Genomic DNA, 20762 nt, shown 5'->3' on the forward strand with positions numbered 1-20762 from the left:
GTTGCCAGCTTTACATCAGGAAATTAAATCACACTCCTGATGAGAAAAATTGTTGCCGTTTTACCCGTTACTGCTGCATTTACATTTGCGCTACTTTTCTGTTATGCGAGCATCAGCAAAGCTCTTGATTTTGAGAACTTTCAAGTACAGTTGGCGCAGTCGCCGCTGTTGAGTGCATATGCAGGTTTTATTTCTTATGCTGTCATCGTTGTAGAATTGATTATAGCTAGTTTATTGTGTTTTAAGCAAACCAGATTGTGGGGCTTATACTGTTTTCTTGGTTTAATGTCAGCATTTACCATGTATATCTATCTCATCCTAAATTACAGTGACTTTGTGCCCTGCTCATGCGGTGGGATTCTCGAAAATTTAGGATGGACTGAACATTTTATTTTTAATATTTTTTTCGTGGTTTTGGCCGTTGTCAGCATACTCATGCTGGAAATTCAGCAATTTAGATCTTTAGTAAAGCCAGTAACATATTCGGGATTGATGATTGTTTTAAGCTGTGGCATTGTAGTATTAATATTCCTGAGTTCTGAGCATATTATAAAGAAACAGAACAATTTTACCAGGAGATACCTTCAGCATCCCATTGAAGAGGATAAAGTTTTTGACCTTGGGGCTAATTCATATTATTTCGCCGGTGCCGATGGTGAAAAGATTTATCTGGGAAATTCAACAGCGCCTTTAATAATAACTTCTATTGATTCTACATTAAATCATAAAGTAGAACTAAAAGTTAATGTAGATCAAACAGATTTCACTTTTAGATCGGTGAAGGCACAAGTGAAGCCGCCATATTATTATATCTATGATGGGAGTGTGCCCATTCTCTACAGGGGAAAACTGGGTGGTATAAATGCTAAAACCATCAGCTTTCGTGATGCATATTTTGATCAGCTGAAGATCTTAGATTCGGCCAAATTTGCGATAAGAACCCTAAATGGCAAGACAGAAAACTTTACACTGGGAATATTAAACTTAAACGTAAATCCTAAAGTTACGCTACTTGATAACATTATTGAGAAACAGAAAGATGGGGTATTCGATTCTGATGGATTACTAATGCAAGATCTGAATCAAGATCAATTCATTTATACTTATTTCTACAGAAACCAATTCCTGATACTGGATTCCTCACTCCATCTTCTTCGAAAGCTGAGAACAATTGATACTGTGAGTAGGGCACAGGTTCAAGTGGCATTGCTTAAAAATGGGCAGCATAAAATGAATGCGCCACCTCTGATGGTCAATAAGGGTATGGTTGCGCATAGTGGCTTACTATTCAATCAATCAAATCTTAAGGGAAAATATGAGACGGCTGAAATTTGGAAAGAGGCTTCTATTATAGATGTTTACAAGACTGGGCAACAAGAATATGTGGGCAGCTTTTACATATCTAACCGCAAGGATGGTAAAATGTCAGATATGATGGTCACTGACCGATATCTCTATATACTTTGTGGAAATGGAATTGTTAGGTATGAGTTTTCAAAATTATTTCAAAAATCTTTCAGGGGAAGCCGAAAACCTTAAACAGAGTAGGCAAAACAATCAAAACATAAATTATGAAAAAGTTCATTTTACCGGCTGTAGTCTTATTGATGGGCGCCGGAGCTGCACTTGCTACTAATTCATCTAAAAGCGCAAGACTGGTTGAAACTGGATACAGATTTGACCCATCTGCTGCAATTAAATGTATTGCCACTCCACAAACCTGCCAGCCAAGTGGCGTTGCTGTTTGTACGTGGAATGATGGAACCACTAATCATAATCTTTCCAGAAAAGTAAATGATACCATGTGTGGCGTACAATTATTCAAACCTTAATTAAAAAGAAAGAAGAATGCTATTCAGCATTCTTCTTCATTTCGGAATTAATCCAATCAATGTCTCTTTCATCTTTGAGAAAGTAATCGAACCAATCCAAAGTTCTTAGCACTAAATCTTTTCTAGCGCTAAACTGTTCCAGGCTATGGCCTTCATTAGGATAAAACAATGCTACAACACTTTTGTTATTGCGTTTTAGGCCAACATAGAATTCCATTACCTGATCCCAAGCAATATTTTCATCCTTTTTTCCCGCCCATAAGAGGATAGGTGCATTAACCTGATCCACATGATAAATAGGGTTATTCTGAAAATACAACGCTCTATCATCTTTAAAAGACTTTTTCATTTTATACTGCCCGGTTTCATACTGCCAGTAAAATGGACTGTGAAAATTATAGTTAAATGAGAAATATGAGCGGACAATATCACTGTTTCCCGCACCTGAAACATAGGCTGCAAAACGGTCTGAATGCGTTGCTATGAAATTGGTTTCATAACCTCCATGAGAGTGTCCTATCAGACCAATTTTTGTTTTATCAATTGATGCGTTCACAGGTAAAGCGTCAAGTGAATGGGTTACACAGTCCAAGGCGGACAGGCCAGTACCATTTTGCGCAAAAACGATATCTGGCTTATAGACGAAGTATCCTTTCTCTAACAGCAATCTGATATCAAACCCATCTCTATTTTGAGTAAATGCCGAGACAAGATATTCATTGGAAGTCTTATTCTGTATTTCATATAAGCGGACGATCATAGGGTACTTTTTATTTTTATCATAGCTTATGGGATAATACAATATGCCTTTTAGGGGTATTCCTTCAGCATTTGTGTAGTGAATAATCTCCTGCTTTAACCCTAATATCTTTTTATCTCCTTGGTTACTTTGATATAGTGGTATTGGCCTTGCATTTTTATTCATACTCATGATTCTGGTAGGCAGATTATAGTTCTCATCTGTATAAACATACCTTGTAAATGAGGGGTTGTAGATAAGATTATTGATGCGTTTTTCTGTCGGTGGAATCAGCACTATCTTTTTATTCAGATCAATAAGCATGAAAGCAGTAGTATTATCCTGATCGTTATACAATTTACACAGCAATGGAACGCGGTCATCAATTTCATAACTGTAAACGCTAAAGCCAATGTCAGAGAACAAAACATTATTTTTTGCATTATAAAGCGTTATAGTGCTGCCGGGATAAGACTGGAGCTGCACAAGCGTTTTTTTACGAATATTAAAGCACCATAATCCATTTTTTCCCTCAAAAAGGATCGCTTTTCCATCAGTGGTGAAGTAAGGCTTAGCATCTTCTGGGCCAAAAAATACAAAATTGTTTTGCGTAGAAACTTCGTAAAGCTTCCACTTCTTGTCTCCCTTGTAGATTACATAATTCCCATTTGGAGATACATAAAGTGATTCCCAAACTTTGTCCATGACGGTATATTTTGCAAGCGTTTTGTCGTAAATATTGATCTCCGCCTGTATTTCATATCTTAAATAGTTATTGTATTTGTGAATATCAAAAGCCAAAAAATATCGGCTATTATTGATATTGACTGATCTTACTAATTTGCTGTTTCCGATTTGTTTTATTTCCGCTTTTTGCGGGGTCCATAGATAATAGACTTCCCGGGCATCCGGATATACCTTCTTCTCCATTTGCTTATCATTGCCATACCATATATCAACTAATGGGGTTTCTTGAGGTTTGGGGTGTAGCAATAGTTTTAAATAAAACGAATTATGGTCTGTTTCAAATGTTTCAACTGTTGCATATCCAAATTGCAGCGGCAGATCATTCTTAAGTGGATATTCTTTTTTATTGAGCAAATCAACATATATCAGCTCTTGTGTTTTTCCATCTGGCAGGTATTCTGTACTGATAAAGCCATTCTCTTTAGGTTCTGGTGTGATATAATAAATCCTGCGGGAACTACTGTAGAGTTTTTCTGTTGAAGCTTGATCGATTCTGACTACGGAGTAGGTGGTACCTTGCTTTACAACAGCATATATTCTGCCGCTTAAATCGGTGACAAAATGCTCAACATTTTTGATTTGATTAAGTAGTTTGCCTCTTCCGTCGAATAGATTAATCATATTATCAAGTGCATCGTTATAATGGATGATGAAAAGGTTTTTAGATTTGATGTGTTCGATTTTTTGCACATGGGAATATGCAGTACTTTCCTGAGTTTTTAGGTTCCATAATTCTGCTTTTTCATTTCCGCCTAACAACAAATAGTCATTAGGAAGAAATAAAATATTGTTAATTTTTACTCTGATGCCTACCGGACGCTCTGGAATTAAGCTGTTAAAGACCATTAAAGTATCCACATTTTCATCATAAAATTTCCGAAAGCTCAACCATTTTCCGTCGTCTGATAGCTTAGGATCACTAATTTGACAGTACCGAGAAGTGAGCTTTTGTATTTCGGATTCTTGATTTTGCGCATAAAAGTTTGTCATGACCATACAACCCAAGAACGCGACTAATTTAGTGACTGTTCTCATTAGTAACCTGGATTTTGAGGGTTAAGGTTGGGGTTTAATAATAGTTCTTGCTGAGGCAGGGGCCATGCATTATGATATATTTTCCAGTTTGGTTTCACCGTTGTGAGGTCGTTTAAAAGACCTTGTCTTTTTAGGTCAAAAAATCGGCTCCCAAATTCTGTGAATAGCTCACGCCTTTTTTCCTGTAATAATTCATCTAAAAATTCATTCTTTTGAATAGTCGAAGGAAGGCTGTTAAGTCCGGCTCTGAGTCTGGTCGCATTCAGGTAGGGTAGTGCTTCGGTAATTTTATTTTGATTTGCTAATGCCTCAGCTAAAATAAAATAAACTTCTTCCAACCGGAATATAATAGAGTACTCATTTGAATTCGTCCCATCCATATTTTTATACTTTACCGGACGGTACCAAATATGTTGATTATCCGTTACAGTAGTCATCCAATTGGATTTCCGCAGGTCTGAATCTGAAAAGGCACTTACTAAGTTGGGACTTAAGGCATACGCATTGGGCGCAGCATTTGCAAAGTAAAAAATTTCTGCTTCCTGGGTGCCATCTGAAGAGTTTTGTGGTTTTAGCTGCCATAAAATATGGAGCCCATTGTTATTAAACACTTTAGTGATATCGTTTTCGAATTGGTAAAGCGGACTTTGTATAATTTCTTTTGCCAGTATTTCTGCTTTTATCCATTGATGGTTTAATAAATAAACCTTGGTCAGCATAATCTGTGCAACTTTACGGTTTGGGTAAGTACGCTCGGGACTCCTGTAATCATCGGTTAAAAGATTTGAAGCATCTGTTAGATCCGACTCTAATTTTTGCAACATTTCGTCTTTAGTAAGCTTATGTAGCTGGGCATTTATCTGATAGTCCGTAGTGTTGGTATAGGGAACTTCATTAAATATGCACTGAAGGTAAAAGTACAAGAGTGACCTCATGAGAAGCGCTTCGCCTTTTATCCTATTTCTGTCTTCTTGTTGGAGGGAATGAGAATTTTCCACACCGTAAATAATGGAATTTGCATAATAGATATATTTATATGAATTATTCCAGCTCGATTCTATCAAAGTATTGCTTGGCAGTTGCTGGTTTAGATATATATCTTTTGCACCATTGTTAACTCCGGTATAGTAACAGTCAAGTTCGTCTGCATAACTTCCGAGGAGAACACCCATTCCATTGCTGCCACCAGAAATCAGGGAGTTGCTCCATAATGCGGAATATAGCCCTGCTAATGCTGCATTTGCCATTTGGGGATCTTCAAATACCTGTTGGGTACTGATTTGATTGTTCGGCGAATCTGTCTCTATTAATTGTTCACATGAAACCAAAAAGCTCTGTACGATTAATAAGAGGGATATTATAAAATATGATTTTTTCATTTTTAGAATTTTAAAAATTAAGCTGTAGGCCGAAAGAATATGTTTTAAGAGGGGGAAGGAAACCTGTGAGGCTAAACTCCGGATCTAAACCAAAGTATTTCGTCCATGTAATCAAATTTTGCCCCTGAATGTAGATCATCACCTGATCTATTCCGGCCTTGTTGAGATTAAGTCTATAATTTAACTGTATATTTTTCAAGCGTATAAAAGAAGCGTCTCCTATAGCTGCAGTGCTATTCTGAAAGAAGCTTTGAAGCTCATTCTTTTGTGGATTAAGCCCTGTACTGTAGGGCATATAGGTTCCGGTTTGGTTTTCAGCGGACCAAACATTCAGCACTTCACGGGGCTGATTATTCATGCTTCCCGCAATAGGCATTTGTCTGTTATAATTCCAATTGGTCTGGTGCACGAACTGCAATAAGAAAGATAGACTCCACTGCTTGTAACTTAGCTGATTTTGCCAACCTCCAAAATACTTTATACCCAGTCTTTCTACAGCTTGACTATCATCAGGTGTAGTGATTTTTCCGTCTCCGTTGAAATCTTTAAACTTATATAATCCGGTTGCAGGATCAATACCTTCGTACTGATAAAGTTTTACGATAGAGGTGGGGTATCCAATAATATATTGGTTGGCATATGTAGAACCTTCCAGATTGGGAAAAGCAATGAGTTTGTTAGTAGGGATACTGATATTGAAGCTGCTCTGCCATTTCAGCGTCCGGTTTAATGGCCTTGCGGAGATTTCAAATTCGAGACCCTTGTTTTCTACTGTTGCGGGAAGATTGGACTGAATGGAATTGAAACCTGTTGTACCGGGTAAGGGAATGCCCACTAATTGATTTGATGAACGGTTGCGGTACCAGGCGGCATTAATGTTTAAACGGTCCTTAAAAAATCCCAACTCAAAAGCGGCCTCAGTCTTAGTGGTCTTTTCCCAGCTAAAATTAGGGTTATAGAGTCTTGATGGGTAAAATCCTACAGTTCCGTCATAGCCTGTGCCAGAGGAGCTATAGGTATTGAGATACTGATAGTCCCCGATAAGGTCACTTCCGGTTATTCCATAACTTGCCCTTAGTTTCCCAAAACTCAGAATGGAATTTTCACCAAACCAGTTTTCTTTGGAAAACAGCCATGCTGTTCCAAGAGCGCCAAAGTTAGCAAAACGGTTATTTGGGCCAAACCTGCTTGACCCATCCCTTCTTCCAGTAACATTCAAAATATATTTTTTCATGTACTGGTAATTAATCCGGCCAAATGCGGCGACATAATTGTAATCAGTCTTGACCTCATCTGAGACGATTTTAATGTTTGCTGCACCAAGGTTTTCAATCAATGCGTTGCTGGTAAAACCGTAACCTTGCAGTGAGGATTGATCTGTACTTGTTTTTTGAAGGGTACCCCCGATCAAGACATCCAACTGATGATTTTCTTTTTTGTATTGCCAGTTGAGTTGAGGTTCTATCAGATATGAAAAACGTGTTTGGTTATTTTTCATAGCACTTGAGTAGGCACTGGTCAACCCATAAGAAGGATTATACATCGTATTTGGACGTAGAGATAGTTCTTCAAATGAAGAGTAGCTCAGCCCTCCATTTATTTTGAGAGATATATTTGGGAAAAGCTCATATCGGGCATTTATATTGTTATTGAATTGAAACAGGGTATAAGAATATGCGCTTACGAATGAGGCGACAGGGTTTGTAAACGTATTGTTTTCCCAATTTAAGCCTCCATTTTGTAGATATAGGGCTGGGGCATTAGGACTTAGTATTAATGCCTTTGCAGTCAAATCTTCATTGATAACGTTGTTTTTCTGGTGAGAAAATAAGTTGGAAGTAGTCAGTTCAAAACGTTTGTCTTTAGAACGGTGCGTCAAGGTTCCATTGAGACTGTTGGTTGTATATTTAAAATCTGCCGGAAGAACAGTGGTCTGTTCGGTATGACTGGTGCTGAGTAAAAATGAAGTTTCTTCATTACCTCCGCTTACTGAAGCCTGGATCATAGAATTAGAAGCGTACTTGCCTATAAGCTGTTTTTGCCAGTCGGTGGAGCGGGTAGAGCTCCAAGTACCATTCACATCATAATCATTGTCAGCAAATGAAACGCCATCATTCTGATAAGCTTGCCTTCGCATTTGAAGGTATTGCGGAGTATTCATCATTTTAAGTTTGGATGCTGTATTACTAATCGCATAAAAAGTATTTAGGGTAAGTTTTACTGCCCCCTTTTTTCCTTTTTTTGTTGTGACCAGCACAACACCATTAGCTCCTCTTGAACCATAAATCGCAGTAGCGTCAGCATCTTTGAGTATTTCAATGCTTTCAATATCATTAGGGTTAATGGCATTTAGGGGATTGATATCGTGAGCAGGAAGGACTAGGGAAGAGAAAAGTGAAGTAGTTTCTCCTCCAATTGGAACGCCATCGATTATGTACAATGGTTGATTTCCGTCAGTGTCACTATTGTACTTAGTGCGCAGACTATTTCTACCCCTGATTTGAATATCAAATCCACCGCCTGGCATACCTGAATTTTGTGTAATGCTTACGCCTGACATTCTGCCCTGAAGTGCTGAAAAAACATTGTTGACGGGTTGGTTCTCGATATCTTTGGCCGTTACTTTTGAAATACTTCCTGTACGTTCCTTATCCTTAACCGCATAGTATCCGGCATTAATCGTAATTTCATCGATTTTGGTTTCCTTTTCAGTAAAAAGCGTATCCTTTTGTTTCTGCAAGGTGCTCAATACCGGGATATCGTCTTTTACATCTGTAACAACAGCAGTTTTTCGGATTTTCTGCCTGATAATAATAGTGTTGTTATGAATAATGACCTCAAAGGGTAAACCTTTTAGTATCTTATTGGCGCAGTCTAGCACACTTTCATCCGTACATTTTACTCCCTGAATCTTATAGTTTTTCAGATAATCTTTAGAATAAGCATACGATTTGATTTTGTTTTCTGCCAGAAAACTTTCAATTGCCTCTGCGGCAGGAATTTTCCCCGCCAAATAACTGACCTTCATTTTAGAAAGATCTTGTTGCTGTCCATTGGTGAAGTTTATCCCCAATACAAGGAAAAGGACAGCCGTGCAAATATTTTTCATATTTTTGCATAGTATTAAAATTAGTAGCTCAGTGAAGATTTTGTTATTAGTTTAGTACGTGACCGACGGTCGCACCCGTCGGTCTTTTTGTACTTCACTTATATTATCTATCAGGAATCATGGCTGGGGTCATAAGGCACCACAACCTATTTTTCCAATTCAAAAATTGAATCATTATTTTGTTTTATATTTAAATTAAGCTGTATTGCAAGCGATCGTACAAAGCCTTCAGCTGTAGCGTTTGCAAGGCTAATGGTGATTTTAGTGTTTTCCAGTTCAGCTGGATAGTGTATTTTTATCCCATACGTTTTTTCGATTACCAGTACTGCATCCCTTATGGGGCATTCGTTAAATGTAAAGGCTGCGGATTTATCCTTTATTGGAGCAGACTTGATATTATCTACTGTTTGGCTAACAGAAGTGACTTCGGGAATTCCCAAATTGCTAAAGGTCTGCAGGGGGGTTAATATAATAGGTTCTTTGGAATACCCTTGTCGGTAGACCAGTACTTTCCCCTCATACAGATCAACATTGAAAGTCTTGCCCTCTTGAGTCACCTTAAAAACAGTTCCCAATACCTTTGTTTCATAACCTTTTCCATGAACAATAAAGGGGTGTTCCTTGGATTTTGCGACATAAAATACAGCATTACCTTCAAGGAAAACCTCCCTGGTATCAGCAGGAAAAGATTTTTCGACGGTTAGTTTACCGCCTTGCGAAAGGATTACCACAGAACCATCAGAAAGCTTAATTTCTGAATTTTGTAGTTTGGCAAGGTAAACGTCTGGTTTGACAAGGGTATTATAGCCAATTAGACTAAGCATGGCAAACATGATCGTAGCAGCAATGGAACTGTATATCCTTATTCTTTTTAATTTCTTTTTTCGTTTATTTGCTCTAATACCATTTAGGATATTTACCCACATTTCATTTTCTTCCCCGGAGGAAAATGGTGCAACTACGTCATTTGCCTTTCCTCCAAGAATATCTTCCCAGAGTTGTTTATCTTCCAGCGCGCCAGATGACGAATGATCGTTTTGTTCTTCCATAATATAGGTCTATATTATGTATTACCACGAATGGGGAAAAAACCACAATGATTTTTAAAAATTTAACATCTTTTAGTATACTTTAACTCTTTTTAAGAATTTTTATGATAGTTTTTAAGAAACATCATGGCTTGGGAAATGTGATGCTCAACAGTTCGTTGGGGAATATTTAATTGAATTGAGATTTGTTTTTGTGTAATTCCCTCTAATTTATTCATTTTAAATATCCTCCTGCGAAGCGGGGGGATAATTAGAAGTATACTGGCTTCGAGCTGGGTAAGAAGGAGCTCTTTATCTTTTACAGAACTTAAATCTAATGGGGAATTATCGGCGTAATCAATAGTAGATTCTTCGTAAAAATGTTGCCTTTCGTGCTGTTTATAGAATTCAGAGATTTTCTGATTGGCGGTTTTAAAAATAATGTTTTCTGCGTTTCCTGAGTAGATAGCCTGACGGTATTCCCATAGGTGAGTGAAGACATTCTGAACCACATCCTTCACGTCCTCTCTTTTCTTAATCTTTCTTGAAATATAGGAAGAGACATGATGGTTGTATTGGTGAAAAAACTTTTGGTAAGCATTTTCTTCGGCGTTGTTAAATTTGCCGGGCAGTTTCACGTAGTGGTTTTAGTATTACAAATTTATATTATTTTAAATATAAAATATAAAGATGATTTAAGGTATTCCTGTTTAATTCAAATTAATTGAGACTAGTCGTGTATCTTACATTCAGTAATCACTTACCTGACCTACTAAAAATAACTATAGGACTCGAAAGATTTACCTCATCAAATAGGGTATATTAATCTTAAACCTATATGATATGGCTAATATGTATAATCCATGACCGTTTTCTACGATATATTAATTGCAAAAACATTATATATAATGGTATTTTTTTTGCAATTAAATATCTTTGGGAAGAGTGAGTGAAAAAGAAAAATCTGGTAAGCTTTAAAATTGTATTATCAGGTCCTATTAAAAATAAATACGTATTAAATCACGATAATGAGAGTTGTTTTTTTATATTTACATTAGCAAATAATATAATAAACCCTTCTTATGAAAAATTTTGAATTCAAAGAATTAAGTGCCATCTCATGGAATAGCAATTCAAAGAATAAAAGAGTTCAATTATATTGACAGTGAAAAAAGCGTGATTATAAATATGTTTTAACTAATTTAACTAAGAATACTCTACATGAAAAATCTATTTCTAACCTTCTTTTTCATAATAATATCTACTTATCATATGTCTGCACAACAATTTAAATATTTTGATTACATTGATAAAGCATTGAAATTTTATCATGAAAAAAACTACCAGGAAGCGGGCAAAACATTTGAATTGGCATTTGGCTCATTGCATGGAAAGAGCACGCAAAATAATCTTTATAATAGCGCTTGTTCATGGAGCCTAGCAGGAAATAATGATAAGACATTTTTATATCTACAAAAAATTATTGATGGTGATATGATAGATGGCTGGAATGATCCTATAGAATTTTATCAACTGTTAAATAAGGACTCGGACTTTAATAATATTAAAACCGATCCAAGATGGAAAATATTAACAAACGGTGCTAAAAGAAATCAAGAGTCCTTTCAAAAAAATATTAGAAAAGATCTAGCGGAAAGGATAAAGATTTTAGGTAAGAGTGATCAAGAAAAAAGGCTTCAATTAGATTCTCTAAGAAAGGTTAAAGGATTAGGCTTTTCTGGAGAAAAGGAATTGCTTGCGATAATAAATAGACAAGACTCCATAAACTTGATTGAATTAGATAATATTATAAAAGAATTTGGCTGGCTTGGGCCCAAAGATATAGGATATAAAAATAATCAATACTTATTTCTAATAGTTCAGCACGCAGACCTTATCACTCAGAAAAAATACATGCCTCTTTTTAAAAAAGCAAAAAAAAATGGTAAAATTCTTCCAAAAGATATTGCATATCTGGAAGATAGAATAAATATGAGAGAGGAAAAACCTCAACAGTACGGTTCCCAGGTCTACCCTGATGTAGCTACTAAAAAATTCATACTATTTCCTCTTAAAAATGTTGATTCTGTTGATTATTACAGAGCTTCTGTAGGGTTAGAATCTTTGTCTTCTTATTTAAAATCATCATTTAATATTGGCTGGGATCCCACCGTTTATAAGAAAGAATTACCTGTCTTGCAAGCTAAGTTCTTAAAAAAAACAGAATAAGGTATTTTAATGCATCTAATATTTGTAAATTGAAGGAATAAATTTTTTAACCATATATTATGAAAGATTTAAGAAAATTTCAATTAAAGATGATTGAATTAAAGAAAATTAAGGGAGGAATTTTAGCTCAAACCGCTGATGATGGCTCATCTTCGTCCTCATCATCCACGGCATCTTTTTCCATTTCCATTACTAGCACTACTGACTCTGATTCAGAGGTAGAAACTGAATCTGAATGATTCTTAATGGATTTCCGCTAAAAAGGCTGTCTTCTAATGCGGCCTTTTTATTATCATTTAAATCTATGGTAATCCTAAGCCTAATCCTAATCGTTCCAACATTTTTCCTATATCAATAGATTTAAGACTTTTTATGAAAATAATTTCATGGTCGAAATCTTTTACAAAAAAAGTTAATCTCGAAAAACTGTTTAATTGTCCTCCATCCACTATTAATTTAACACAATAAAGAAATTAACACAGTGTTAATTTCTTGTTAAAGTGATGTAATAATATTTGTGAACTCATAATATTTGTAAATTAGTGAAACCAACAAACAAATACCATTACTATGAAAAAGTTAAAAAAATTTCAATTGAAAGAGGATGAATTAACAAAAGTTAGAGGAGGACTTTTAAATCCAGTTGCAGATGATGGTTCTTCATCTTCTTCATCTTCCTCTTCTTCATCGTCATCCTCAAGTAGTCTTACGGATTCTGACTCTGACTCTGATTCTGATTCAGACGCAGATTAAAATTTGACAATGAATAATAGCAAAAGGCTGCCCATAAAAGTCGGGTAGCCCTTTTTTTATTCGAATACGCTGAAGAAATTCATCTTAAGCTACATCTATTCACTAACTTCCCCTTTTTTTCCATTCTATTAATAACTAATAACTATTATCAAAAATATTACTGCCTATGATCTTAATTCTTTCTAGATCAGATGATGGATCTACAAATAGAATAATCGATTGGATTTTTTTTCAAAAGAAAAAATATGTTCGGCTTAATGGTAACAAGGCCAATTATGAAATAGTAAGTATAAAACCTAACGAAATACTAGTTTCGATTAATGATATGACCATTAATATTTTAGAGGCAGAAAGTATTTGGTATAGAAGATCTGGCGTTGGGCAATCATCTTTCGATTATTCATTGTCAAAGGAACTTTTGAAAGAAATTTTCAAAAAAGAAGTTGATCAATTTTATATTTATAATCAAATAAAAAATGAGTTTAAGGTAGTATTCGAATATGTACATTTCTTGATACACACACACATTTCCAAAAGTCTTGGAAACTATTTTAAGAAAGATATAAATAAGCTTGTTACGCTTTTTCAAGCACAACAAGTAGGTTTAAAAGTTCCCGAATCTTATATTTTTAATACTAGTCGTGAACTTGAAAATCATCAAAATTTAGTAACAAAAGCTTTAATGGACGGCGTCTATTACAGAGGGAAAGATTATGATTATTATTCTTATACTGAACGTGTTTCTCAATCTGATACTGATATTCCTCCGCAGTTTTTACCATCTTTATTTCAGGAGGAAATTAAAAAAAAATATGAATTGAGAATATTTTATTTAAAAGGTAAAATATATACTTCTGTCATTTTTTCTCAACAGAACAAAAACGCGTCTGTTGATTTTAGAAAAGAAGGGCATTCAGTGAGATATCTTCCCTATAATTTGCCTGTAGAGATACAGGAAAAAATAATAACCCTCATGTCGAATTTGGATCATGATATTGGTGCCATTGATATGATTGTAGATATCGAGGATAATTATATTTTTTTAGAAGTTAATCCAGGAGGACAATTCTCTTATTATTCAGATATGTGTAATTTTTACTTAGAAAAACAAATAGCAGATCTCCTATGAAAAAATTAAAATTAAGTGACGAAAAAAAAAAAATTTTGCCACTGTATTACAACTATGTAAAATTTAGAAAACTTGATTCATCCAATTACAGCTTTGAATTACCATATTCTAAAAAATATATGAATTATACAAATATTAATGCTCCGCATTTCTTTGTTTCTAAAATAGTTGATTATTCCAAAATTGATTAATAATGATTTCAGAAAAAGAGTTTCTTCTTGTTTACCCTAATATATTTTTTGTAAAAGGGTACACTCAAACATTAGTTCTCGACTTATCAAAAAAAAGTTGGATTTATTTAGATAATGATTACACGGATATCGTAAATTCATTAAAAAAGTCTTCTATAAAGGAGGTTGCAGATACAATTGACCCTAGTAGCAGAGATGAATTTTCGTCTTTCATCATGTTTTTACTTGAGCATGATTACGCAACATATGTTGATGATCTTTCTCTTTTTCCAGAAATAGAGGAAACATGGATTAGTCCATACGAAATCACAAATTCTATAATAGACTTCGATGCCAAATTTCATGATATGCAAAAAATATCTAACGAACTTTATTTGTTAGGTTGCCAATATATTGAATTGCGATTTTATTCCGATATATCCCTTAATAAAATAGAATATATACTATCTTGTTTAAAGGAAAAAGATTTTAGAAATATTCACTTTATTATAAAGTATGATACTAGTTTTTCACGGGATGCTTTATCTGACATTCATAAAAAGTTTTTGAATTGTTCTTTTACAATTTACAATTCTCCTATAAATAAATTTTACGAAAGTGAATTAAATAATGTACTACCTTCCGTGGGATATGTAAATTACATTTCCCAACCTATTTCTAGTTGTATGTCTTGTGGGATAATAAATTCTACTACTTTGTTACACCCAAAGGATGTTGGTTCTTTCATGGAAAATAAATTATTTAATTCATGTATAAATAGAAAAATATCCATAGATGTCGAGGGCAACATAAAAAATTGTCCATCGATGAAACAGATCTATGGTAATATTGATAGTGATTCTTTGGTTAAATCTTCACGAAATGCTTTGTTACAAGAAAAATGGATGATAAACAAAGATCTAATAAAAGTTTGTAGTGATTGTGAATACCGTTATGTATGTAGTGATTGTCGAGCTTATATTGAGCATCCTGAAGATGAGTATTCAAAGCCTTTAAAATGTGGCTATGATCCATATACAGGTGAGTGGACTGAGTGGAGTCTAAACCCTTTAAAACAAAATGCTATAAAATTTTACGGCATGCTGGGTTTGGTAAACAAGTAAATACTGGTTGTTTATTTTTTAAGTCAGTATTGTTAGCTACGCTCTGGAAAAGAACTGCTGAAAAATTGCACCTTTTGAACAGAATAAGCAGTGAAAGTATTGTTAGATCAATTATACAAAACACTCCAAAAAAGGATTTAATAGTGCCCGAGATCCTATGGACTGTACATTGTTTTCCTGATATTTTCGGCATATGGATACAAGAGATATAATAATTTATCGCATTAGCTGTTTTTCAATTCTATTTATATCCTGTTTAATGGAAAGAAACATTTCTTTTGTGCTGTTATCAGTGAAATCCATGATATCATAATCTTTAAGTAAACTATACTGATATTCCCAGACTTGAAGAAGATCGTAGGAAGAAATTTCGTAAGGTTCAAAAAATGCGTTATCGGATTTGACCCAGATAGAATTTTCTTCAATACTTGTCAATTTCTTATAAACATAACCGCCCCGGGTTATAAGCAGGTAGTTTTTCCCTACTTTCATTTCATTGATTTGTTCAACATACCTGCCAATGATATAGGTGCCATCCTTGAATGGTGGCATCGAATCACCTTCGGCGGGGAATGCACGATATATACCGTTTCGAAGGAATGGGAGTGAAATGTGCTGAAGTCCACCAATGTATTCAGGATCGCTAAACCCATTAACATAGCCCATTTGTGCTTTATAGGGCACTATTTGAATTTTATTTTCCCCTGTACTGTCAACGGTAATGGGAAGTAAGATGCGGTTGTCCGAAAGTTTCATCAGGCTCTCTAATGGATACTTTCTTAATTCCAATGTCAGCAAAAGGTCTATGCTCACCTTAAAATACCGGGATATCCTGACAAGGGCATCATTTGGTGGCTGTGCGTGGGCACTTTCATATTTTTCATAAGCACCTCGTGAGACCAAAAGAGCGTCTGCAACTTTCTGTTGGGAAAGTTTAGTCTGTGCCCGGAGATACTTTAAGTTTTCTGATAAAATTGACATTGCTATAAATATGAGCAACAAAGTTAAATGTTTTTGCTAAATATATTAGCAATTTTGTCGGATAATATTAAAAATATAAACGTGAGATGGAAAGGGCAATTGTACATATGGATTTGGACACGTTTTTTGTGTCTTGTGAACGGAAAAATAATTCCAGCCTAGTCGGCCTGCCGATCATTATAGGCGGGGGAGATCGAGGTGTAGTAGCTTCCTGCTCTTATGAAAGCCGATATTATGGTGTACGCTCAGCAATGCCAATTAAAATGGCATTAAAATTATGTCCTGATGCGAAAGTCATTAGGGGAGATATGGATCTTTATTCAAGGATGTCTCATGAGGTCACTGAAATTATTGAAGAAAAAGTCCCATTAATGGAAAAGGCAAGTATAGACGAATTTTATCTCGACTTGTCTGGAATGGATAAGTTTTTTGGATGTTATCAGTGGTCACAGGAAATTGCTTCATCAGTAACCAAAGAGACAGGGCTTCCGATCAGTTTTGCACTTTCCAGCAATAAAACGGTTTCAAAAATTGGCACAGGGGAAGCTAAGCCTGATGGTCATATGGAAATAAAGGAAGCCATGATCAGACCTTTCTTAAATCCACTTTCAGTAAGGAAAATTCCAATGGTCGGTGCGGAAACCTATAAATTACTTTCCCGTATCGGTATCAGAACCATTCACACACTTTCAGAAATGCCTACGGATGTGCTGCAAAAAATCCTGGGAAAGAACGGACTGGAACTTTGGAAAAAAGCCAATGGAATTGATAACACTCCGATTATCCCATATTCGGAGAGAAAATCCATCTCCTCAGAACATACCTTTTCTCAGGACTCCATTGACATTATTGGAATTAAGTCATTGATAATAGGAATGGCAGAACAACTGGCCAATCAGCTGCGGGCGGAAAAATGGTTGACCTCAACCATTGTCGTTAAAATCCGTTATTCCAATTTCGATACTGAAACAAAACAATGCAAGGTAAGTTATACTTCAGCCGACCATACGATCAGTAAATATGCTTTGGAGTTATTTGATAAGATTTATAGCCGCAGAATGCGTATTCGTTTAATTGGGTTAAAACTGACTGGGCTTGTGCATGGCGAATACCAAATGAATCTTTTTGAGGACACACAAGAGATAATGAGCCTTTATCAGTCAATGGACAACATTAAAAATCGGTTTGGGAAAAACGCAGTGGGTCGTGCCTCTGGGTTTAATTTTCAAAGCGCTGTAAAATAACCATCATTATGTATCTCAATTGCCATACTTACCACAGCCTGCGCTATGGAACAATTTCTGTAGAATTGCTAGTACAGTCTGCATCGGAATTGGGGCTGGAAACACTATGCCTGACCGATATTAATACGGTCACTGCTATTTATGAATTTTATAAACTATGTAAACAAGCCAGTATAAAACCTGTTGTGGGGATGGAAATCAGACAGGATGATGAACTGTTGTATGTTACACTGGCGAAAAGTGCAGAAGGTATAGCCGAAATTAATGAAATGATGACTGCCAGAAATTGCGAAAACATTGCATTACCGAAAACTAATCCTATTTTTAAAAACGTAATTACCATTTATCCGGTTGAAAATATACCCGAAATTTTTTTAGAAAACGAGTACATTGGAATCCGGCCGGAGCAACTGAATCTTTTATACCGCGCTGAATGGAAAAGTTTACTTCATAAAATGGTGGTTTTGCAACCTGTTACTTTTCAAACTAAACAGGAATATAACCTTCACCGTGTATTAAGAGGTATTGCACTCAATACTTTAGGCACTAAACTTAAAGATCATCAATGTTGTAAAAAAGATGAATTTTTAAAACCTCCACATGAGCTCTTGGAGCAATATAAACATTATCCACAGATTACCAGAAATACTAAAAATATTCTTGATAAATGTAGTTTTGAGTTTGAGTTTTCCACTCCAAGAAATAAAAAATATTATACCGGGAGCAAGGAAGAGGATTTGAAGCTCATTACCCGCTTAGCCTATGAAGGGCTGGCGGAAAGATATGGACTAAATGATGAAGTAGCCAACAGACGAGTGGAAAAAGAATTGAAAGTTATAGATGAACTTAATTTTTGCAGTTATTTTCTAATCACTTGGGATATCGTACAATACAGCAATTCAATGGGTTTTATGCATATTGGAAGGGGTAGCGGTGCCAACAGTATTATTAGTTATTGCCTGGGCATTACCAATATCTGTCCGATAGAACTTGACCTTTATTTTGAAAGGTTCCTGAACCTGAACCGAAAAACGCCGCCCGATTTTGATATTGACTGGAGCTGGCAGGAACGTGATACTATTTTGGAATATATTTTCAAAAAATATGGCAAGAACCACGTGGCCTTTTGCGGAACAAATGTTGAGTTTAAATACAAATCTATTTTTAGAGAGGTTGGAAAAGTATTCGGTTTACCGAAAGAAGAATTGGATATACTTGCTACTCAGCCTGAAGAAAACCATGACAAAAATTCTGTGGTCAAGCAAGTTTATAAGTATGGAAAGATGATGGAGAAATTCCCTAATCAAAGGAGCATGCATGCTTGTGGGATATTGATATCGGAAGAGCCGATTACTAATTACTCTGCACTAGAGATGCCTCCAAAGGGTTTTCCTATTGTTCAGTTTGATATGCATGTTGCAGAGGATATCGGGCTAGAAAAATTTGATATTTTATCGCAAAGGGGTATTGGGACGATCAACGATGCTGTGAAACTCATTAACGCGAATAAAGGGATCGATGTAGACATAAGAGATAACCACCTTTCTAAAGACGAAAAGGCTTGCAATACATTTTTAAGCCAGGGTAAGACCATTGGGTGTTTTTATATTGAGAGCCCTGCTATGCGAGGACTTCTGCGACGTTTGAAATGTGATAATTATAAAGTGCTGGTTGCGGCATCTTCCATTATCCGGCCTGGCGTTGCGCAGAGTGGAATGATGAAGGAATACATTTTTCGCCACAACAATCCTGATCAGTTTGAATATTTCCATCCGGTGTTTGAGGAGCAGTTGGGGGATACTTATGGCATTATGGTGTATCAGGAAGATGTGATTAAGATTGCCCTGCATTACGGTGGGCTGCCGGCAGCAGATGGCGATGTTTTACGAAGGGCCATGAGTGGCAAGGGCAGGTCGCTTGCCGCACTACAAAAAGTAAAAGATCATTTTTTTGAATCCTGCAAGAAGCTTGGACATCCAGAAAATTTAAGTACGGAGGTTTATCGGCAGATTGAGTCTTTTGCGGGTTACTCTTTTTGTAAAGCACATTCTGCATCCTATGCGGTTGAGAGTTACCAAAGCCTTTACCTCAAAGTTTACTATCCGATAGAATTTATGGTTGCAGCGATCAACAATGGAGGTGGGTTTTACCGTACTGAAGTTTATGTCCATGAAGCTAGAATGTCAGGTGCAATTATATTGCCTCCTTGTGTAAACAAAAGCGAGTGGCAAACGACACTTTACGATAGGAATGTCTATTTAGGATTTATGCATTTGCAGTCATTGGAAACAAAAACTTCTCAGTATATAGTTGATGAACGAAACCAAAATGGGGACTTTAGATCTTTGGAAAATTTTATTAAAAGAATACCTATTGGAATTGCAGGAATGCAGATCCTTATATTTATTGGTGCTTTCCGGTTTACTGGAAAGCAAAAAAACGAACTCCTGCTCGAAGCAAGAATGCTGTTGAATGATTTTAAACCTGAAAGAAGGATGGCTGCATTGTTTGAAGAAACGGTAAAAGAGTATAAATTTCCTGAACTGAAAAGAGCGGTTTTTGAGGATGCCTTTGATGAAATTGAACTTCTGGATTTTCCTGTTTCCTGCAGCCCTTTTGATCTGTTAGTGACAAAATACAGGGGATCGATAATGGCTAAGAATCTTGTACAATATCACAAGAAACAGATTAAGATGCTTGCGTACCTTATTTCACGTAAGCACGTTCCTACCAAAAGGGGAGCCATGTTCTTTGGAACCTGGATTGATGTTGAAGGAAACTATTTTGACACTGCCCATTTTCCAGACTGTTTGCAGAAATATCCATTTCAAGGTGGCGGTTGTTATCTTCTATTGGGTACGGTAGAAGTTGATTTTCACTTTCCAACCATTACCATTACTAAAATGGCAAAAATGCCGTTCATTCCTGATCCAAGATATGCCTATGATAATGACAAACAATACGAAGCACATCAGCGAATTAGAGAAGATGTAAGTATGACCCACAGGTTGCCTTATCCTCAAGAACATGAAATCGGACTGCCGAGGGTAAAAATGAATTAATAAATTTTAATAAGTTTTCATATTTATGAATAATTAATTCTTTAAAAAAAGTGATGTGATTAATTTTTAAAGTGATTATCGATTAAACAGGTTAAATATTGAGATATATAAAATGTTGATTATATGGTTTTTAAACTATCGTTTGTTAGTCGTAGAACTACTACAAAATTTTAAATACTCGCTGAAAATTGTTACTGCTTT

At 35.6% G+C, this 20762-nt stretch carries 16 protein-coding genes; 10 read left to right on the forward strand and 6 right to left on the reverse strand.

Annotation, left to right across the window (positions count from 1 at the left end):
* Positions 1-39: 39 nt before the first annotated feature.
* Positions 40-1539 carry a MauE/DoxX family redox-associated membrane protein gene (locus SB679_RS09275; RefSeq protein WP_410701964.1) on the forward strand — a complete coding sequence of 500 codons (1500 nt, stop codon included), beginning with the start codon at positions 40-42 and terminating at the stop codon, positions 1537-1539.
* 32 nt (positions 1540-1571) lie between these two features.
* Positions 1572-1832 carry a DUF6520 family protein gene (locus tag SB679_RS09280; protein WP_410701965.1) on the forward strand — a complete coding sequence of 87 codons (261 nt, stop codon included), beginning with the start codon at positions 1572-1574 and terminating at the stop codon, positions 1830-1832.
* A gap of 19 nt (positions 1833-1851) precedes the next feature.
* Here the strand turns inward: SB679_RS09280 and SB679_RS09285 are convergent, their stop codons facing one another.
* The 5 genes from SB679_RS09285 to SB679_RS09305 all read right to left on the reverse strand — a co-directional run bounded on the left by SB679_RS09285 (position 1852) and on the right by SB679_RS09305 (position 10507).
* On the reverse strand, positions 1852-4206 hold the full coding sequence (locus SB679_RS09285) for an alpha/beta hydrolase family protein (protein ID WP_410701966.1): 2355 nt from the start codon (positions 4204-4206) through the stop codon (positions 1852-1854).
* A gap of 146 nt (positions 4207-4352) precedes the next feature.
* Complete coding sequence (locus SB679_RS09290; protein WP_410701967.1) at positions 4353-5732, reverse strand: RagB/SusD family nutrient uptake outer membrane protein; 1380 nt, start codon at positions 5730-5732, stop codon at positions 4353-4355.
* Between the two features lie 10 nt (positions 5733-5742).
* A complete protein-coding gene (locus SB679_RS09295) occupies positions 5743-8841 on the reverse strand; it encodes a SusC/RagA family TonB-linked outer membrane protein (RefSeq protein WP_410701968.1) in 3099 nt (1032 codons plus the stop codon).
* 146 nt (positions 8842-8987) lie between these two features.
* Positions 8988-9890 (reverse strand): FecR family protein, encoded by a 903-nt coding sequence (locus SB679_RS09300; RefSeq protein WP_410701969.1) that lies wholly within the window; start codon positions 9888-9890, stop codon positions 8988-8990.
* 92 nt (positions 9891-9982) lie between these two features.
* Positions 9983-10507: a sigma-70 family RNA polymerase sigma factor gene (locus SB679_RS09305; RefSeq protein ID WP_410701970.1), complete on the reverse strand. Its 525-nt coding sequence runs from the start codon at positions 10505-10507 to the stop codon at positions 9983-9985.
* Positions 10508-11090: 583 nt separating this feature from the next.
* Between SB679_RS09305 and SB679_RS09310 the strand changes: the two genes are divergently transcribed.
* The 6 genes from SB679_RS09310 (at position 11091) to gwsS (ending at position 15274) form a co-directional block, all read left to right on the forward strand.
* Positions 11091-12098, forward strand: coding sequence for a DUF6624 domain-containing protein (locus tag SB679_RS09310; protein ID WP_410701971.1), 1008 nt, complete (start codon positions 11091-11093; stop codon positions 12096-12098).
* Between the two features lie 59 nt (positions 12099-12157).
* Positions 12158-12337, forward strand: coding sequence for a hypothetical protein (locus SB679_RS09315; RefSeq protein ID WP_410701972.1), 180 nt, complete (start codon positions 12158-12160; stop codon positions 12335-12337).
* Positions 12338-12668: 331 nt separating this feature from the next.
* A complete protein-coding gene (locus SB679_RS09320; protein WP_410701973.1) occupies positions 12669-12851 on the forward strand; it encodes a hypothetical protein in 183 nt (60 codons plus the stop codon).
* A gap of 166 nt (positions 12852-13017) precedes the next feature.
* Positions 13018-13980 carry a grasp-with-spasm system ATP-grasp peptide maturase gene (gene gwsG / locus SB679_RS09325; RefSeq protein ID WP_410701974.1) on the forward strand — a complete coding sequence of 321 codons (963 nt, stop codon included), beginning with the start codon at positions 13018-13020 and terminating at the stop codon, positions 13978-13980.
* On the forward strand, positions 13977-14171 hold the full coding sequence (locus tag SB679_RS09330) for a hypothetical protein (RefSeq protein WP_410701975.1): 195 nt from the start codon (positions 13977-13979) through the stop codon (positions 14169-14171). The genes gwsG and SB679_RS09330 overlap by 4 nt, the downstream gene beginning before the upstream one ends.
* 2 nt (positions 14172-14173) lie before the next feature.
* A complete protein-coding gene (gwsS, locus tag SB679_RS09335; RefSeq protein ID WP_410701976.1) occupies positions 14174-15274 on the forward strand; it encodes a grasp-with-spasm system SPASM domain peptide maturase in 1101 nt (366 codons plus the stop codon).
* 216 nt (positions 15275-15490) lie between these two features.
* On the opposite strand, the gene SB679_RS09340 is transcribed toward gwsS, so the two are convergent.
* The gene (locus SB679_RS09340) at positions 15491-16255 is read right to left on the reverse strand and encodes an XRE family transcriptional regulator (RefSeq protein ID WP_410701977.1); all 765 of its coding nucleotides are present in this window, start codon (positions 16253-16255) and stop codon (positions 15491-15493) included.
* 86 nt (positions 16256-16341) lie between these two features.
* Between SB679_RS09340 and dinB the strand changes: the two genes are divergently transcribed.
* Both dinB and SB679_RS09350 read left to right on the forward strand, forming a co-directional pair.
* Positions 16342-17499, forward strand: a complete 1158-nt coding sequence (gene dinB, locus SB679_RS09345) for a DNA polymerase IV (RefSeq protein ID WP_410701978.1) — start codon at positions 16342-16344, stop codon at positions 17497-17499.
* Between the two features lie 8 nt (positions 17500-17507).
* Positions 17508-20561: a DNA polymerase III subunit alpha gene (locus tag SB679_RS09350; RefSeq protein WP_410701979.1), complete on the forward strand. Its 3054-nt coding sequence runs from the start codon at positions 17508-17510 to the stop codon at positions 20559-20561.
* Positions 20562-20762: the final 201 nt, after the last annotated feature.

The organism is Chryseobacterium sp. SIMBA_029, assembly GCF_046535275.1.
In the GTDB taxonomy this organism is placed as follows: domain Bacteria; phylum Bacteroidota; class Bacteroidia; order Flavobacteriales; family Weeksellaceae; genus Chryseobacterium.

Bases quoted from the DNA above. Each gene is read 5' to 3' on its own strand.
- SB679_RS09275 (WP_410701964.1), top strand. From the start codon at position 40: ATGAGAAAAATTGTTGCCGTTTTACCCGTTACTGCTGCATTTACATTT.
- SB679_RS09280 (WP_410701965.1), top strand. From the start codon at position 1,572: ATGAAAAAGTTCATTTTACCGGCTGTAGTCTTATTGATGGGCGCCGGA.
- SB679_RS09290 (WP_410701967.1), bottom strand. From the start codon at position 5,732: ATGAAAAAATCATATTTTATAATATCCCTCTTATTAATCGTACAGAGC.
- SB679_RS09295 (WP_410701968.1), bottom strand. From the start codon at position 8,841: ATGAAAAATATTTGCACGGCTGTCCTTTTCCTTGTATTGGGGATAAAC.
- SB679_RS09300 (WP_410701969.1), bottom strand. From the start codon at position 9,890: ATGGAAGAACAAAACGATCATTCGTCATCTGGCGCGCTGGAAGATAAA.
- SB679_RS09310 (WP_410701971.1), top strand. From the start codon at position 11,091: ATGAAAAATCTATTTCTAACCTTCTTTTTCATAATAATATCTACTTAT.
- SB679_RS09315 (WP_410701972.1), top strand. From the start codon at position 12,158: ATGAAAGATTTAAGAAAATTTCAATTAAAGATGATTGAATTAAAGAAA.
- SB679_RS09320 (WP_410701973.1), top strand. From the start codon at position 12,669: ATGAAAAAGTTAAAAAAATTTCAATTGAAAGAGGATGAATTAACAAAA.
- gwsG (WP_410701974.1), top strand. From the start codon at position 13,018: ATGATCTTAATTCTTTCTAGATCAGATGATGGATCTACAAATAGAATA.
- SB679_RS09330 (WP_410701975.1), top strand. From the start codon at position 13,977: ATGAAAAAATTAAAATTAAGTGACGAAAAAAAAAAAATTTTGCCACTG.
- gwsS (WP_410701976.1), top strand. From the start codon at position 14,174: ATGATTTCAGAAAAAGAGTTTCTTCTTGTTTACCCTAATATATTTTTT.
- SB679_RS09340 (WP_410701977.1), bottom strand. From the start codon at position 16,255: ATGTCAATTTTATCAGAAAACTTAAAGTATCTCCGGGCACAGACTAAA.
- dinB (WP_410701978.1), top strand. From the start codon at position 16,342: ATGGAAAGGGCAATTGTACATATGGATTTGGACACGTTTTTTGTGTCT.
- SB679_RS09350 (WP_410701979.1), top strand. From the start codon at position 17,508: ATGTATCTCAATTGCCATACTTACCACAGCCTGCGCTATGGAACAATT.